The organism is Salmonella sp. SAL04202 (assembly GCF_046550775.1).
Lineage (GTDB): Bacteria > Pseudomonadota > Gammaproteobacteria > Enterobacterales > Enterobacteriaceae > Salmonella > Salmonella enterica.
This window is the reverse complement of the sequence record NZ_JBGDXK010000006.1, coordinates 27,049-42,146: the sequence shown is the minus strand read 5'-3', so window position 1 is coordinate 42,146 and position 15,098 is coordinate 27,049. Positions and strand designations below refer to the sequence as shown.

Sequence of the window (15,098 nt, the reverse complement as noted above, 5' to 3'; positions counted from 1 at the left end):
TTGCCCCTGAAATAAAAAATGAATTCAGTTTTGAACATTTTCCATCAAATTAAGTGGGTTTTCGTCGATATGCAGCGTCAAGTTGTACAAAAAATAGTTACGAAACACACCCTGGTCCTACGTTACTTATAAGAGCTATCGCTTGTTATTATGCAGCAGCGAGGTCAGCACAGAACCAGTAATGAGTTACGTAAACAGAGAGTCTTTATCTCCGGAAGCGGTGTCCGTTCTGTTTGGTTTCGCCATAACCTTGAGAACTTCAAAAAGCGCCTGAAAGCGCTGGAGCGTAGAGCCAGTGACGACGAGGCGTGTGGAGAAATCGAAACGGCGCATCCCGGTTATCTGGGGTCACAGGACATATTCTATGTTGGCAACCTGAAAGGCGTTGGGCGTATTTACCAGCAGACATTCTCGGCCAGACTGTGTGTTCTGTTCTTTTTGACGATCGGATGTCAGAAGATGATGGCTGCCGCCAGACTGACGATGTCTGTCCTGCTGCTCAATATCCCGTCCGGGGGCGTGATGATGCTGTCAGGTCTGCTGCCCGGTGGCCGCTGGTTTGCGCAACTTTGTGTCCTGCACCTGACCGTTATCGGAGCCGTGTTATATCTCCCCTGATCATTCCTTTCCTGTCGAAAATTACACTGTCTGTTGTTTAATTATGTATTAACCCGGAGAGACTCTTTAACCTCATATAGTGTACCAGCGATATTACCTGTGATGAAGACAGATATCCGGCCAGCAAGATGGGAGCCAGCCGGTCACCAGTTCTGCCAAGTCCCGCTGATGAATATGTTCCTGCAATAAAGTCAGGGCGGCCATGCTACGGTGGCCGGCGATTTCATCATCCGGAATGACCGTAACGTCTACCAGCGGGAAAGCGCTGCTGTAGAGTTTGCCTGCCAGCGCCGTATCGTCAAATTCGTCCAGCCAGCGGGGGGAGTACGGATACGGGCTGCGTTTCCCCGTATAGAACAACACTGGTATCACCAGTGGCAGTTTTTTATGCCCTGCCTCCAGGTGGCGCTGCATGGCGGCCTCCTCCGTGTTATCACGGCTTAACGGCCCGAAGCCATTTATAAAGACTGCGCGCCGACACGCCGGGCCGTTCAGATCCTTCAGCGATGGAATAGCCCCGCTCAGTTACCTGGCGGACAGCTTCTTCCTTAAATTCAGGGGCAAAATGTGGTGTGCCTATAGACTACTTCTGTGCTCAAACCATAGGGCAGATTTGTCTAAAGGCTCGGGGGACACTCCACTTCATACCTGAATGGTGGAAAGCAAAATCACGGCACACAGGCGAAAAAAAAACAGAAAATAGACGCCGGTTTAACCCCCCGGGGGTGGCAGTGTGCTGTTGTTAGTGCTTCAAGGATGTATACATTTAATTAAATATGTTAATTCTTTTTTGACTTTAGGCATTGTTTTTTCATGTTTTTTGCTATGGAAATATTCTGACAAAAAGAACCATAGCGATCTTTTTTTCTGCAATTCTTTTTTGTTTTGGATTTATGTGTTGACTTAATTAATAAAATTAGATTTTTATTCTTTGTTTGTGTTATTTGTTAGTTATTAAGATCGTTAAAATATGCTTTTACAGCATTAATGATTGAAACTAGAATGGCGGCCAGATGAAAAGCAATCCGGCGGATAAATGCCATGACTGTGCATTTGGAGAGATAGTTATTTTTTATCGATAGTGACACATAGAATAAGTGGGATACTGTGGTATGGATAATAGTGTCATTCAGCGAAACAGAGTGAGCGATCTCATTAATAATGAGATCTCTTTCAAGAAAAAAAAGCACCATTCTTTTGGTGATATGTCGGAAAATCGTTTCTGGCTGTTGATTGAAATTTCACCCATTCACAGTGAAAAAGTGATTGCCGCGTTAAAAGATCATCTTGTGTTGGGCTACACAAGGCGGGAAGCATGTGAGCGCAATGGAGTGGCGGTTGGATATTTTTCATTAAGTCTGGCGAAAATTATTAGAATTGAAAATGCGGTTACATTACTGACCATGTTTCAGGAATGAACGCCATCAAGGCCTGGGAACTTTTATATTAGATAATCCATCTTGTGTGTGATTTTAATTAATCTCGCGCAATGAATTTCAACCGCACTGGTTTATCCGTGTAGTTGAATGCTTGACGTTTACAGGTGCAAATTAAAGGCTCACTTAAATTACTGAGTTATATTGCTCGTTAATTAATTCTGATGCACTAGGAAATTCATAATGCAAAATAAACAGTCATTGAATATCACGGAGTGTGGCATATTAAACGTTGTGACGCGTTATCAATTCTCAAAGAAAACAATGTTGCTGTTGATGACGTGGTGCATGTTGAGTATGTCTTCTTTGCAAAGTATTGCTGCAGAGAAAATAAAGGTTGAAAAAAACTCTCAGGAGTTTGGTGTTAAGTTGGGAGTTAGTCGACTTATTTATTCACCGGGTTCGACGGGGCAAAGCATATCGGTAAGTAATCCCAGTGATTACCCTATGCTGGTCCAGTCTCGGGTGTATTCCGAGGATATGAAAAGCAAAGCTCCCTTTGTGGTGACTCCACCTCTATTTCGCCTGGATGGATTGCAACAGAATAATTTACGTATTATCCGTACTGGCGGGGACTTTGCGAAGGATCGCGAGACACTCCAGTGGTTGTGCGTAAAGGGTATTCCTCCGAAAGCGGATGACTTATGGGCTAAAGATAAAGAAGGAAAACCCGCGGTAAATAAGGCTGTTTCATTGAACCTTAAATTATCTGTGGATAATTGTATTAAGTTATTTGTTCGTCCGGAGAGTATTAAAGGTCATCCTGATGATGTGGCATCATCGTTGTCCTGGGTTCGCCATGGTTCGCAGTTGAAAGCGGTAAATGATACGCCGTTTTATATGAATTTGTCATCTTTAAAGGTCGGTAATACTGATATTTCAGATATACACTACGTGCCACCATTTTCATCATATACATTCGCTTTGCCCAAAGGAACTGCGGGCAAGGTTTATTGGACCGTTGTCACTGACTATGGTGGTGTGAGTAAAGTGTATCAGGCAGATATTAAGTAAATAGTATCGGTTTGTCTGTGGGTTAATTAAGCATCATATACAGCAGAGTGTAATTATTTAGATGTTGTTAATCAGCTAATTTAACGTCCTGAATCAGAACCATTGTTTCGGGAAGGTAATAAAATGGAATATGGCTTGATGAAAAAAATCTTCTCTAAAAAAACATCGGTTGTACGTTTGGTTTATAGTCCTGTAGCCCTGGCTGTTAGCACGGTTTTTATCTGTGGGATGTACAGCTCTGGTGTGCAAGCTAAATATTACACTTTCGATGCTTCTCAGTTAGATAAGGGTGGGAATGTTGATATTTCTTTGCTTGAGCAGGGCGCTCAGTTTCCCGGTACCTATCTGGTGGATGTGATGCTTAATGGTAAACGAGTTGACTCACGTGAGATGGCCTTTCATATCGAGAAAGATGCAAAAGGTAATCCGTTTTTACAGACATGTTTAACACGTAAGCAGTTGATGGATTATGGTATTAAGGTGGATAGTTATCCCGGATTATTTCCGGTCCTCAAGGGGGGGGATGGCAGTGGTGCAACTCGGGGGGCTGACTGTGCGCGGATATCAGCGATCCCCCAGGCCAGCGAAACCTATCAGTTCAACAATCAACAGTTGTTACTGAGTATTCCACAGATTGCGCTGCGTCCTCATTATACAGGTATCGCACCTCAGGCACTTTGGAATGATGGTATCCCTGCATTTTTGATGGATTACCAGGCGAGTTCTTTTCGTTCTAGCTATCGTAGTAATGGAGCAACATTAAACACAAACGGTATGGATGTTCAGTTATTGCCTGGCTTGAATTTTGGGGCGTGGCGTTTACGTAACCTGACCACCTGGCAGAAGCAGAACTCACAGAAGGGAAAATGGCAGACCTCCTATACCTATGCCGAACGTGGGCTGTATAGCCTGAAAAGCCGTTTAACTTTGGGTGACCGATTCACTCCATCCGATGTATTTGACAGCGTTCCGTTTCGCGGTGGGATGATTGGATCTGATGATTCCATGGTGCCCTATAGTCAGCGAGCATTTGCGCCGATAGTGCAGGGAGTCGCCCTGACACAAGCACGTATTGAAGTTAAACAGAACGGCTATGTGATCTATAACACTACAGTGGCACCAGGCCCCTTTGCTTTGTCGGACCTGCCTGGTGTTAATGGAGGTGGTGATTTGCAGGTAACGGTTTTCGAGGCGGATGGAACCCGTCAGATCTTTACCGTGCCCTATACCACGCCAGCGATTGCGTTACGCCAGGGGTACCTGAAATACAACGTAATGATGGGGCAATATCGTTCTGCGGATACGTCGGTCGATAAAGTGCCTGTTGGTCAGGCCACCATCATGTACGGTTTACCCTGGAACTTAACGGCTTACAGTGGGGGACAATGGGCCAGTCATTACCAGGCGGGCACGTTGGGATTAGGGGTTTCCCTGGGGGCCTTTGGTGCAGTATCGGTGGACAGTACATTATCCCGCGGACAGAAGCGGAACCAGGATGTAGAGCGTGGGCAGAGCTGGCGTGTTCGTTATAGTAAGTCATTTGAAAGCACCAATACCGGGTTTACGCTGGCCAGTTATCAGTATGCGTCGCCAGGTTATAACACATTATCTGGGGTACTGGACTCTTATCGCTCGGGTGAGGTCTGGTCCTCAAAGGACTACTGGTATCCAGGGGCGGGGTATCAATCTTCCTGGAATAACAATAATTTTGCAGATAAACGAAAGTCACGTACCAGTGTGACGTTGAATCAGCCGTTGGGTGAATGGGGTGCACTTTATTTTAGTGGAAGTAGAGAAGATTACTGGAATCGCTCGCAGAGTCAAAATGAGGTGTCAGCACGTTACTCTGGCCCAATGATACAGGGCATTTCCTGGTCAGTAGACTGGACCCAACGTAAATGGAATTACTCCACCTATCGTGGAAATAACGACAATAAGACTGAGCAGTCTATTAACCTGTGGATTAACGTACCGTTAAATCGTTGGCTGGGAGGCAATACCAGTGTTTCTTACCAGATGCAAAACAGAACAAACCAGGGCACGTTACATAACATGGGATTGAATGGTTATGCCTTTGACCAGCGATTGTACTGGAATGTAAGTGAACAGATAGCACAGGGGGGAACAGGTAGCAACCAGAACAGCAGTGACCTGAACTTACGCTGGAATGGTACCTACGGTGAAATCAGTGGGGGATATGGCTACCGTAAAAACGGTAATCAGGTAAATGCCGGGGTTCAGGGAAGTATGGTTGTTCACCGGGATGGCGTGACGTTTGGGCAACGTCTGGGGAAAACGGCCGCCCTGATTAAAGCGCCCGATGCCAGTGGTGTCTCGGTTATTAATGCTGCAGGGGTTAAAACAGATTTTCGTGGTTATACCACCCTGGGGAACCTGGCTCCGTACCAGGAGAATATCATCAGTTTGAATCCGGTAACTCTGCCAGCAAATGTGGCGATACCGCAAACAGATACCAGGGTAGTGCCAACAGAAGGAGCTATTATTCCGGCGAGTTTTGCGACACGGGTTGGTGGGCGTGCACTGATTACACTGACGCAGGTGAATGGTAAGCCTGTTCCCTTCGGGGCTGTAGCCAGCCTTGTGGGCCAGGAGGATACCCGGTGGGATACTGGTATTGTCGGAGATAGTGGTGACGTATATATGAGCGGTTTACCCGAAAAAGGGCAACTTCAGGTGATGTGGGGTAACGGGCAGCAGCAACACTGTCGGGCCGACTATCAGTTATTGAAAAGTGACGAAATTGCAGGTGTGTCAAATCTGAAGGCATTGTGCCGGTAAGTGACCAGGAGCTGATAAAATGACTCAGGGTGTAATAAAGAGGGGGATGGTAGCATTCGTTATCTTTGGGGCGGTATATGCTCATGCTAACGATGATGTGGACATCACGCTAAACAGTGCACTGAATTTAAATTCGCAAATCAGAGATGGCCAACTCATTGGCTATGGTCGAATCAGTACTCAGCAGGCGCACAGTGGATACCAGGTGTGGCTGAATGCTGAAAGAAATGGTGAGTCGCCAGATCGGTATGTGTTAACCGGGAAAAGTAACAGACAACATAAATTGTACGTAATAATTGGTCAGAATGGCTGGGTGCCGGATAATAAAGGGGGGGAGGGAATTATAAAACGAACCCGTGAAATGCAGGAACAATTTGATATTGTGGCAAATGGTCATCAGAGTGTGCCAGTAGATACCTATGTTATTACGGTGCAGGGTCGTTATTTTGAGCCGTGAATTTGTCAGGTGACAGATAAAAACCTGTAAATAATGATGTGAAGTTTATAGTTAGCTTGGGTATGTAAATAGTGCGGAATGCATCCGTTAATACCATATGTGATGGAAATATATTTGAATATATCGTTTTTTGAGAAAATCCTTACGTTATGGTGTTTATACTATAACAATGAACCTGATAAAGTTATTTTTAATGATGTCATGTAGATATTGGTGATGAATAAATATGTCATAAATAACTGCTCCTTGAGAGCGTTTATTGCGCCAGCTTCGTTTAATTTTACTGCATCGATATGGGTTCTGATATAATTAAGGAGAGATAATGCGTGCTATATGGAAAGTTTTGTGCTGCTCATGCCAGTACACTGGTGGTTGCGGTAATATATCCCAAAACCTAATAACTGTTTTGTATGAAGTTAATTTAAGAAATAACGAAACAGGCTTATTTTCTGAATATTATCGTATGGTATGGGCAGGCTGGGCACCGAATTTAATGAACACGGGACCACCGGTGTGGTTGACTATCACCGGAAGATAGTATCTGCGGCTTTATTAAGCAAGCTTGTCGACACAGACGTACAATGTTACAAGTGCAGGCCTGTCTGTCCCGGAAGTTAAGTGGGTAAGACGATTAATATATTAAACGTGAATGAGACAGTTGTTCACGGATTAATTGAACTTGCTCGATTATTTATTACTTAAAAAAGGCATTATCAATGAAAAAGACTGCATTATTTTTAGCTCTCTCACTGGGTGGTATTTGTGCGGCTAACGCTGCTACACAGGCGACCTCAACCGTAACCATCTCGGGAGATGCCGTATATAGTATTGAAGCACAGCCTGCAAAAATTTTAGGTACCTGGCTTGGTAAGGATACTAACGTAGGTGGATTCATTGTTAGCAATGCGGGCCCGATCGAGGGTAAGGCGGAAGTGGTATTTGAGGGTGCAAACATGTGCCGTTCTGAGAGCGCTACAAGCCCGTGTTATATTGAGAAGACCGATCCAACAAAAAACATTCTTGTTTATGCTGAGGGACTGAGCTGGGCTGAGGCTACCGGCTTTACCACCCCGGTGATTCAAGCTGGTGCTAAATCTAATATTAATATGAAGGCAACGCAAGAACAAACGTTGACGCCTGGCGTATATGAGTTGACTGCGACCGTTCAGGTAGCGACTAATTAATTTTAAGTAACAGCTGAGAGTAATCCATGCAGGGTGGCAGAACCACCCTGCATGTCGTGTGATTGTAAATTTCAGACAATTAAATCCGGTAATCATACAATGAATTTAATGTCAGCCATTGTAACATTTAAATATTATTACAGATGGCTGCCGTATTAATATTTTAATCGGGGCTGTAGAATGCGCCAATATAAGCTGGTTATTTTTCTGTATTTAGTATTAGCAGGAACAGCGTCATATGCGGCGGACAGTACAACCTGTGTGACACTGAACAAAACAGTGACCAGCGACGTGCAGGAAAATACCACGATTGTGGAATTTTTCTCCTTTTACTGCCCGCCCTGTTATTTCTTTTCTCAGAAGCTCGGGATTGACAAAGCTATCCGTGACAGCCTGCCGGCAGGGCAGAAGATGGTCAAATATCATGCCGGTTTTCTGGGGGAGTTGGGGGATGAACTGACCCGGGCATGGTCGGTTGCCATGGTGGCCGGTCTGGAAGAGAGGGTAGAGCCGTTACTGTTTGATGCCGTCATGGTTTCCCGGACGCTGAAAACGCCGGAAGATATCCGGGCGGTGTTTGTGAAGGCCGGGCTTTCTGCAGAGGAGTATGACCGGATGCTAACCAGTCAGGAAGTGGCCAGTATGACGGAAAAACAGAAGCGTCTGTTTAAGGAATATGGCGTGACGGGCACGCCGACGGTGTTTGTCAAAGGCCGGTACCGTGTTGAGAACGGCGCGTTTCAGGCGAACAGCCTGGAAGGGTTTCGTGATGCGTATGTGGCTGCAGTGAAAGGCCTGCTGAATGATCCGGTCACGGTTTGTACACCGGAGAAAAAATGAGCATCTGGCTGGCAGGCCGGTGAACTGGAGGAAGCTAAATAAGTGGAAAATGCCATGTCCCGTCGGAAACGCATACTGCTGACGGGGAACTGTGAATATGAACTGCTGGGGGTGTCACATCTGCTTGCCGGTATGGGGTATGCCGTGGTGCGACCGGAGATGTCACCTCCCGGGGCATATGACCTGGCCCTGGTGGCACTGAGTGCGGAGCCGCTGGCCGGCTGGGGACGGCATCTGCAGGGTATCAGAATGCTGCACGCGTCCAGTCCGGTTCCCATGGTTGTTCTGGTACCTTCGCGGCTGCAGGAAATGCGACTCCTGAGAGGAACTGCGCAGGTTATCAGTGGCCGGGACAGCCTCCTCCGGCTGCGTGACATGCTGCGTCAGGCGCTTAAGGGAAGAGCCGGGCCGGAAAGCTCAGGTGAACTGACTGACTTGCGAAAGCGGACTTTGATATCCCTGTGTACGGCCATAAACAGGAATGCCTCACTGAAGGCGGCATCACGCAAGGATTATTACCTCCGGGCCTGCCTGGTGGAGTATGCAGGGGTGGAGAATCTGCATGTACTGTGCACGAGCGGCCTGTTACCCGGGGTGATTACAGATGAGACCGGACAACGGTTCTGATATGTGAAGACCCGGGGCAGGTATTTCAGCTTCCGGGACACCATTGCTTCCCCGTAGTTACAGGAGAACAAAATGAGTAATGACGCTTGCGACAAAATTCTGTCTTTTATGCAGTCACAGGCAAACGGCAGGATAAATATACCGGTCAGGACCCGGAGTATTGCGGATGCGGCCGGGCTGACAATATACCAGGCCAGGGCTTATCTGGTTACGCTTGAGGACGCCGGCGTGGTGGAGAAAATGAATGCAGGTAAAGGCGTGTCCGGCCGATGGCGGCTGGTCTGACGGATATCCGGTAAAACAGGGGCATGGAGAGAACAAGTGGCCGGAACAGATATTGCGGTAACTGACTGATGAACTTTCTGAAGATGATTTATTACATCTGTATTTCTTTTGTCGTCATGATATCACTGGTGTTTTTTGTATCGGTATTTCTGTTACTGAATATTGAATGAATATAATCCGGGGCTGCATGACAGGCCTTACGGGAATAAAGCTCTTTTTATCCGGACATCTCCATACCGGTAATTCCCCGGAGAATTTTTTTTGCAGAAGGACAACATGCCGGATGACGAAAGACGCGCCGGGTATGGCGGGGGACGCTTTTCGCTCCGGGCGCTGATTTTACTGCTGCTGACCAGCGCTTTTATCTCCGGCTTCCTGACCGGAGCCCTGGCCATGCTCTGGTTTGTCATTGACTGCATGTAATGCGATGAACTGAACATCCGGAACCATGACTCTGAGACGTTTACTTAAACAAAAACCGGCACTGCTGGCTGGCGCTCTTCTGATGGTGGCCGGTGCGGCCACACTGTATTTTCCGGAAACCTGGTACCCGGAGGAAACGCAGTGGCAGCTTGCGACAGAAAAAGACATTCCCGGTATACAGGGCGGTCTCTCCGGCCTGACGTGGAACCCGGACAGCGGAACGCTGTTTGCCGTGACCGACCATCCGTCGTCGGTGGTGGAGCTGGACACGGACGGGAACGTGCTGCGGGTGATACCATCGGATGGCGACCATGATTTTGAGGCCATTGAGTACCTCGGCCGGAACCGCTATGTCCTGTCCCGGGAGCGGGGACGGATGCTCACCACCCACCACATTGGCAGGAACACGTCTGTCCTGCCGCCGGCGTCATACACCCTGACTCTGGATGTGGACAGAAAAAGCGACAATGCCGGTTTTGAAGGCCTTGCCCGTGGACGGGGAGAGAATGCACTGATAGTGGCGCAGGAAAAGAAACCGCTTCGTTTTTTAGAAACGGACCACAGCCATGACTCTCTGTCGGTCAGTGATTCACTGACACACCGGTTGTCCCTGCCGTGGTTCCTGAAGGATATCTCCGGCCTGCATTACGACAGGAAAAACAGGCGGCTGTATGTGCTTTCCCATGAATCAGCCCTGGTAATGGTGTCAGACCCCGAGGGCGGCTGGAGGGTGATGCCGCTGCGCCGGGGACACAGTGGTCTGGAGCGGGACATTCCACAGGCGGAGGGGATAGCTTCTGATGGCCGGAATTCGCTGTGGATAGTCAGTGAGCCAGACCGGTTTTACCGCTTCAGCCGGACAACGATGTCATGACGGTCTGGACGGACTGCAAACGGGTGGTTTGCGAATCGGGGAAACCAAAGGCGTTCTCCACGCCCGGTCGCCCCTACGCAGTTGCACTTCCTTTCATTTGCTGTGGCCAGTTTGCGGGAAGACTTTCACCTTCAGTAATTAAGTTCGGGGCGTTCTTCTTTACTCAATAAATTATTTTTGTCGTTCAGCTCCTCACGAACTTTTGCCAGTGACTTCTGAAAAGCCGGGATTGTTTGTAGCCTTGCAAACTCTACTGCTCCCACATAACGGCCAGCATCAACATCGCTTTGCCAGTGAGCACCGCATATCACTCTGCTTTGCCCGAACTCCCATCCTCGTCTGGCGAGCTCCTGCGCGCGTTCCGGTCTGGCCTGGGATAATACTAATGCCAGAAGTGTACCATAAGCAGTATGCCCGGAAGGGTAAGAGCCATCTTTTCGCAAAGTATTCTCATCTTCAGGACGGCAGGTGGAATGATTAAATAAGACAAAGGGACGAGTACGCATATAATATTTTTTTGCCGAAGCAGTAGCGTAGTAGCCGCCCATTGTCAGAAGATTCTTTAACATATTCCAGGTTTCTGGCGTATCTTTGGGGTTAATTTTAGCACCCACTACTGGCGAGAATATTCTGGCTATATTTTCCACGCTTACATCTGCATCCTCAGCAGCTTGTTTCCATCGCGGGGAACCCTTTATCGCATAGCCCTTAAAATAAGCCTCCTTATCATAGCGGAAAGCCGGATCATCATTACCTGGCGGTGGTGGTAAGTAGAACTGACTGTTCACTGATTCTTCAGGAGAATGAAAGGGTTGCACTGTTTCTGCTGATGTATATTTAGCTACGATCAGTGGTAGAAAAAATACTAAATAACGACTTTTCATAAAGACTCACTCCGGATCAGGCAATAATAAACAGATGTAATCCTATAATGATTTATTGCAATGGTTATTCAACATACAGGTAAAAAAGCAGGACGCTGCACTGGTATTATTGTCTGTCCATACCGGACTGACTGCAGCGGATAACAGAACAATACTGGTATTTCCGGCTAACAGCATTTTGTTTAACTTTTCTCCCCGATTATTTTTTATCTGCGTGCCTGACTGACACGCATTAGGTTAAAATGTTTCCGCAATAACAAACTATGAATAAGTATTTTAAATTATGTGCCCTATTACCCCGACAACTACCATCAGTCATGATGTGCTGAGTATTAATTTATGATTATGAACAAGAGTCGGAAACAGTATTTAAGAATAAAGAAACCGACAAAGAAAAATGCCAAAATTGGCGAAGGGATTATTGTTGTCAGTGATGGAAAAGTTCATGGCGGAAATATTGGATTCACTTGTCGAGGCTAGCGAACCGTCAGATGGAGTGATACGCGTTATTACTGATAATAATCTCCCTGTAGCTAAGTAAGCTTTTGACCCTGGCCCAAAGGTGAGCGGCTGTTCGCCGAAGCGCTGGGCGTTGCGCCAGAGAAAATCTGGCCTTCTCGTTATAGCTAGTCAGGCCGGAGATGGGGGCTATGGATTTCCATTCCCAGAAAAGCAAAAACCCAGCCATAGGCTGGGTTTTCTGAATAAGTGGTGCCCGGACTCGGAATCGAACCAAGGACACGGGGATTTTCAATCCCCTGCTCTACCGACTGAGCTATCCGGGCAACGGGGCGCATTAAACCGTAAAGGGGCGCGGTCGTCAACGGCTTTACACGAAAAAAGTGATAAAAGCGCGCTGACTGCCTGCTTTTCAGGCAAAATGCATAAAATCAGTACCCGTCAGGTGAGCGCTCCACCCTGACGGCACTGTGCAAAACGCAGAATATCTTCCGCCAACCGCTGAGCGGTATCTACATCAGCCTGACTGCGGTTGACCAGCATTCGGCTGAGACAACCTTCCAGCACCAGCTCCATCTGCCTTGCAACCATCGCCGGATCGTCAATTTCCAGCGTGGTCAGTAGTTCATGGGTAAAATCATGTGCCGCGCGTTTTTGTTGATTAGCCAGTTGGTGAATAGGATGGGTTGGGTCGGGATAAAACGTACAGGCGGCAATGAACAAGCAACCAGGATAACGGTTATTACTGACACATTCCGAAAGCGCGCTGTAGCGTGCCAGTAGCTTTTGTTCAGCAGAAAGCGATTCATCAAGAAGAAGCTGGCGTCGCCAGATATCTACCTGCTGACTCAGATAACGTAGCGCGTCATATAAAATGGCTTCTTTATCTGGCCAGAAACGCTGTAATGTGTCGAGTGGGCGATTTACGCGCTCCGCCACCATTTCCAGCGTAGTATCGGCTATCCCTTGCGTCTCCAGTAATTTCAGGGCTTCTCCCAGAATATCTTCACGTTGCACGGTATTCTCCTCCGTCTTTGCTTTTGCAAGTGTCGCTCACGGTTGGCGATCGTGCAAATGCGCGCTAAAGGTGGCGGCGTCCATAAAGCCGGTGACTCGCGATTGCGGCTGTTCCTGGCCTTGGGCATTAAAGAACAGAATGGTGGGCAGCCCGAGGACTTGCAGATGCTTTAACAGCGCGGCGTCCTGCGCATTGTTAGCGGTGACGTTAGCCTGCAAGAGCACCGTGTCGCCGAGCGCCTGCTGGACCCTCGGATCGCTGAAGGTATACTTTTCAAACTCTTTACAGGCCACGCACCAGTCGGCGTAGAAATCCAGCATAACGGGTTTGCCTTTGGCCTGCGCCAGCGCCTGATTGAGTTCGTCCACGGTAGAAATAGCCGTGAAATTGAGGTGCGCTGGAGCTTGCGCGGATGGCGATCCGAACGCCCAATCCTGTAGAGGCCGCACGCTAATGAGCGCTGCCGCCAGCAGGATAATCTGTACGATACGCATCCACGCTCGTCTGGCCTGAAGGCTGGTGATAAAGGCCCAACCAAAGAAAGCGACGCCCAGCAGCGACCACAGACGTAAACCCCAAGCCTCGCCAATAATCCGCTCCAGTAAAAAGACCGGTAACGCGAGGATCACGAAACCAAAAGCGGTTTTGACATGCGCCATCCACGGGCCGCTTTTTGGTAACAGGCGGTTGCCAAACACGGTGACCAGCATTAGCGGCAGACCCATACCTAATGCATACAAATACAGCGTACCGCCGCCCAGCCACATGTTGCCGCTCTGAGCGATATAAAGCAGGATCGCGCTTAACGGCGCTGTAGTGCAGGGCGAGCAAATTAATCCGGCAATCGCCCCCATAACAAAGACACCGCCGGGCGAGCCGCCTTGCTGACGATTACTCATTAATGTCAGCCGGGTTTGCAGTGAGGAGGGGAGCTGTAGTGTGAACAGGCCAAACATCGACAACGCAAGCAGGGTGAACACGATGGCAAGGCCGATTAACACATAAGGGTGCTGTAACGCCGCCTGAAACTGTAATCCCGCCGCGGCGACGACCAGACCCAGTGCGGTATAGGTCAGCGCCATCCCTTGTACATAGATAAAGGCCAGCAGCAGTGCGCGCCCCGTCGACAAACGTTGTCTTCCCCCCAGGACAATACCGGAAATCAGCGGATACATGGGTAAAACGCAGGGCGTAAAGGCGATGCCTATGCCGATCAGCAGTGCCCAGAGCGCGGAAAAAGGTAGCTGGGCGGCGGGTTTTGACGTCTCACCCGTCTGGGTGACAGCTGGCGTCGGCGTGGCGTCTATTGCCGCGGCAACTTCACTTAGCGGCACCGTTTTCGTTTCCGGCGGATAACAGAATCCCGCATCGGCGCACCCCTGGTACGTTATCGTTAATGTCGCGCCAGCCGCCGCCTGGTTAACCGTTACCGGAACGTTTAGCCGCTTACGGTAGATTTCGCTTTTTCCGTAGAATTCATCTTCATGCCAGACGCCTGCCGGGAGTTGGACTGCAGCGATATCCGCTTTCGTCGGCGTGATACTGATTTGTTTACGGTAAAGGTAGTAACCCTCTTTTACCTGCCAGGAGAGGGTAAGATCGTGTTGATTTTGCTGAAAATCAAAAACAAACGCCCGGTCGGCAGGGACGAACTGCGAGCGACCCGGCGCGTCGAATAATCCGGCGAAGGCGGATGTGCTGCACAGCAGCAGGATCAGCGTAAAGATGCGTTGAGCCATGAGAGGTAATCAGTATCTCCGTGAGTAACAGGTAAAACCAGAAGTTCAGGCGTTTGATACGGGTGATGAGACTTCAGGCAGTCGATAAGCGCTTGCTGATGTGAAACGGTGGTTTTTAAGATCATTTGAACTTCATACTCCTGCTCCAGCTTGCCTTCCCAGTAGTACAGCGATGTCGCGCCGGGGAGGAGGGTGGCGCAGGCGGCCAGTTTTTCCGCCAGCACTTTGGCGGCCAGATCCTGGGCGGTAGCTTCATCCGGGGCGGTACAAAGCACCACAACGGCCTCGGGGATGGAAATATCCTGACTCTTAACATCAAGCATAAACACCTCGAAAGAACAAAAAGACCCGCAAGTGAACGGTCACTATACAACGGACGAGGGCAGGATGTTAGTCAAAGGGCGGGAGAATGCGGGGCGTGATACGCCCCGCGGGTGAAAC

14 protein-coding genes, 1 tRNA gene and 4 pseudogenes are annotated in these 15,098 nt (G+C 48.5%); 12 read left to right on the top strand and 7 right to left on the bottom strand.

The window, feature by feature from the left end; translation table 11 throughout:
• Nucleotides 1–162 precede the first annotated feature (162 nt).
• Nucleotides 163–411: pseudogene (locus ACLJQJ_RS20125) on the top strand (IS481 family transposase); the annotation flags it as partial.
• Nucleotides 412–691: 280 nt separating this feature from the next.
• On the opposite strand, the pseudogene ACLJQJ_RS20120 reads toward ACLJQJ_RS20125, so the two are convergent.
• Both ACLJQJ_RS20120 and ACLJQJ_RS20115 read right to left on the bottom strand, forming a co-directional pair.
• Nucleotides 692–1,038 (bottom strand): annotated as a pseudogene (locus ACLJQJ_RS20120) (Rpn family recombination-promoting nuclease/putative transposase); the annotation flags it as partial.
• A gap of 16 nt (nucleotides 1,039–1,054) precedes the next feature.
• Nucleotides 1,055–1,198: pseudogene (locus ACLJQJ_RS20115) on the bottom strand (transposase); the annotation flags it as partial.
• Between the two features lie 532 nt (nucleotides 1,199–1,730).
• Here ACLJQJ_RS20115 and ACLJQJ_RS20110 point away from each other — a divergent pair.
• The 10 genes from ACLJQJ_RS20110 (at nucleotide 1,731) to ACLJQJ_RS20065 (ending at nucleotide 10,557) form a co-directional block, all read left to right on the top strand.
• On the top strand, nucleotides 1,731–2,036 hold the full coding sequence (locus ACLJQJ_RS20110) for a PapB/FocB family fimbrial expression transcriptional regulator (protein WP_000370555.1): 306 nt from the start codon (nucleotides 1,731–1,733) through the stop codon (nucleotides 2,034–2,036).
• Between the two features lie 201 nt (nucleotides 2,037–2,237).
• Complete coding sequence (locus ACLJQJ_RS20105; protein WP_063809014.1) at nucleotides 2,238–3,068, top strand: fimbria/pilus periplasmic chaperone; 831 nt, start codon at nucleotides 2,238–2,240, stop codon at nucleotides 3,066–3,068.
• A 228-nt stretch (nucleotides 3,069–3,296) separates the two neighbouring features.
• Entirely contained in the window at nucleotides 3,297–5,867 is a 2,571-nt protein-coding gene (locus tag ACLJQJ_RS20100) for a fimbria/pilus outer membrane usher protein (RefSeq protein ID WP_072102714.1), read from the top strand.
• Nucleotides 5,868–5,886: 19 nt separating this feature from the next.
• Nucleotides 5,887–6,324: an AfaD family invasin gene (afaD, locus tag ACLJQJ_RS20095; protein ID WP_000191852.1), complete on the top strand. Its 438-nt coding sequence runs from the start codon at nucleotides 5,887–5,889 to the stop codon at nucleotides 6,322–6,324.
• Nucleotides 6,325–7,040: 716 nt separating this feature from the next.
• Nucleotides 7,041–7,508, top strand: coding sequence for a hypothetical protein (locus ACLJQJ_RS20090; RefSeq protein WP_000750457.1), 468 nt, complete (start codon nucleotides 7,041–7,043; stop codon nucleotides 7,506–7,508).
• Between the two features lie 180 nt (nucleotides 7,509–7,688).
• Entirely contained in the window at nucleotides 7,689–8,348 is a 660-nt protein-coding gene (locus ACLJQJ_RS20085) for a DsbA family protein (RefSeq protein WP_023256219.1), read from the top strand.
• Nucleotides 8,349–8,390: 42 nt separating this feature from the next.
• A complete protein-coding gene (locus tag ACLJQJ_RS20080) occupies nucleotides 8,391–8,975 on the top strand; it encodes a hypothetical protein (protein ID WP_077950914.1) in 585 nt (194 codons plus the stop codon).
• A 72-nt stretch (nucleotides 8,976–9,047) separates the two neighbouring features.
• Complete coding sequence (locus tag ACLJQJ_RS20075) at nucleotides 9,048–9,260, top strand: FaeA/PapI family transcriptional regulator (RefSeq protein WP_000063793.1); 213 nt, start codon at nucleotides 9,048–9,050, stop codon at nucleotides 9,258–9,260.
• A 276-nt stretch (nucleotides 9,261–9,536) separates the two neighbouring features.
• Nucleotides 9,537–9,683: a hypothetical protein gene (locus ACLJQJ_RS20070; RefSeq protein ID WP_001112365.1), complete on the top strand. Its 147-nt coding sequence runs from the start codon at nucleotides 9,537–9,539 to the stop codon at nucleotides 9,681–9,683.
• Nucleotides 9,684–9,708: 25 nt separating this feature from the next.
• Nucleotides 9,709–10,557 carry an SdiA-regulated domain-containing protein gene (locus ACLJQJ_RS20065; RefSeq protein WP_039590031.1) on the top strand — a complete coding sequence of 283 codons (849 nt, stop codon included), beginning with the start codon at nucleotides 9,709–9,711 and terminating at the stop codon, nucleotides 10,555–10,557.
• Between the two features lie 131 nt (nucleotides 10,558–10,688).
• On the opposite strand, the gene ACLJQJ_RS20060 is transcribed toward ACLJQJ_RS20065, so the two are convergent.
• Nucleotides 10,689–11,441, bottom strand: coding sequence for a non-specific acid phosphatase (locus tag ACLJQJ_RS20060; RefSeq protein ID WP_000842426.1), 753 nt, complete (start codon nucleotides 11,439–11,441; stop codon nucleotides 10,689–10,691).
• Between the two features lie 552 nt (nucleotides 11,442–11,993).
• On the opposite strand from ACLJQJ_RS20060, the pseudogene ACLJQJ_RS20055 reads away from it, so the two are divergent.
• Nucleotides 11,994–12,071 (top strand): annotated as a pseudogene (locus tag ACLJQJ_RS20055) (helix-turn-helix domain-containing protein); the annotation flags it as partial.
• Between the two features lie 79 nt (nucleotides 12,072–12,150).
• Here the strand turns inward: ACLJQJ_RS20055 and ACLJQJ_RS20050 are convergent.
• From ACLJQJ_RS20050 to cutA, 4 genes are all read right to left on the bottom strand, one after another.
• Nucleotides 12,151–12,226, bottom strand: a tRNA-Phe gene (locus tag ACLJQJ_RS20050).
• A 115-nt stretch (nucleotides 12,227–12,341) separates the two neighbouring features.
• Nucleotides 12,342–12,917, bottom strand: a complete 576-nt coding sequence (locus ACLJQJ_RS20045; protein ID WP_001188504.1) for a transcriptional regulator — start codon at nucleotides 12,915–12,917, stop codon at nucleotides 12,342–12,344.
• Between the two features lie 36 nt (nucleotides 12,918–12,953).
• The gene (locus ACLJQJ_RS20040) at nucleotides 12,954–14,657 is read right to left on the bottom strand and encodes a protein-disulfide reductase DsbD (RefSeq protein ID WP_063809008.1); all 1,704 of its coding nucleotides are present in this window, start codon (nucleotides 14,655–14,657) and stop codon (nucleotides 12,954–12,956) included.
• The gene (gene cutA, locus ACLJQJ_RS20035) at nucleotides 14,633–14,980 is read right to left on the bottom strand and encodes a divalent cation tolerance protein CutA (protein ID WP_000887832.1); all 348 of its coding nucleotides are present in this window, start codon (nucleotides 14,978–14,980) and stop codon (nucleotides 14,633–14,635) included. The genes ACLJQJ_RS20040 and cutA overlap by 25 nt, the downstream gene beginning before the upstream one ends.
• Nucleotides 14,981–15,098: the final 118 nt, after the last annotated feature.

Excerpts from the sequence above, each read along its gene's own strand:
- ACLJQJ_RS20110 (WP_000370555.1), top strand. The coding sequence starts at position 1,731 with ATGGATAATAGTGTCATTCAGCGAAACAGAGTGAGCGATCTCATTAAT.
- ACLJQJ_RS20105 (WP_063809014.1), top strand. The coding sequence starts at position 2,238 with ATGCAAAATAAACAGTCATTGAATATCACGGAGTGTGGCATATTAAAC.
- ACLJQJ_RS20100 (WP_072102714.1), top strand. The coding sequence starts at position 3,297 with ATGTACAGCTCTGGTGTGCAAGCTAAATATTACACTTTCGATGCTTCT.
- afaD (WP_000191852.1), top strand. The coding sequence starts at position 5,887 with ATGACTCAGGGTGTAATAAAGAGGGGGATGGTAGCATTCGTTATCTTT.
- ACLJQJ_RS20090 (WP_000750457.1), top strand. The coding sequence starts at position 7,041 with ATGAAAAAGACTGCATTATTTTTAGCTCTCTCACTGGGTGGTATTTGT.
- ACLJQJ_RS20085 (WP_023256219.1), top strand. The coding sequence starts at position 7,689 with ATGCGCCAATATAAGCTGGTTATTTTTCTGTATTTAGTATTAGCAGGA.
- ACLJQJ_RS20075 (WP_000063793.1), top strand. The coding sequence starts at position 9,048 with ATGAGTAATGACGCTTGCGACAAAATTCTGTCTTTTATGCAGTCACAG.
- ACLJQJ_RS20070 (WP_001112365.1), top strand. The coding sequence starts at position 9,537 with ATGCCGGATGACGAAAGACGCGCCGGGTATGGCGGGGGACGCTTTTCG.
- ACLJQJ_RS20065 (WP_039590031.1), top strand. The coding sequence starts at position 9,709 with ATGACTCTGAGACGTTTACTTAAACAAAAACCGGCACTGCTGGCTGGC.
- ACLJQJ_RS20060 (WP_000842426.1), bottom strand. The coding sequence starts at position 11,441 with ATGAAAAGTCGTTATTTAGTATTTTTTCTACCACTGATCGTAGCTAAA.
- ACLJQJ_RS20040 (WP_063809008.1), bottom strand. The coding sequence starts at position 14,657 with ATGGCTCAACGCATCTTTACGCTGATCCTGCTGCTGTGCAGCACATCC.
- cutA (WP_000887832.1), bottom strand. The coding sequence starts at position 14,980 with ATGCTTGATGTTAAGAGTCAGGATATTTCCATCCCCGAGGCCGTTGTG.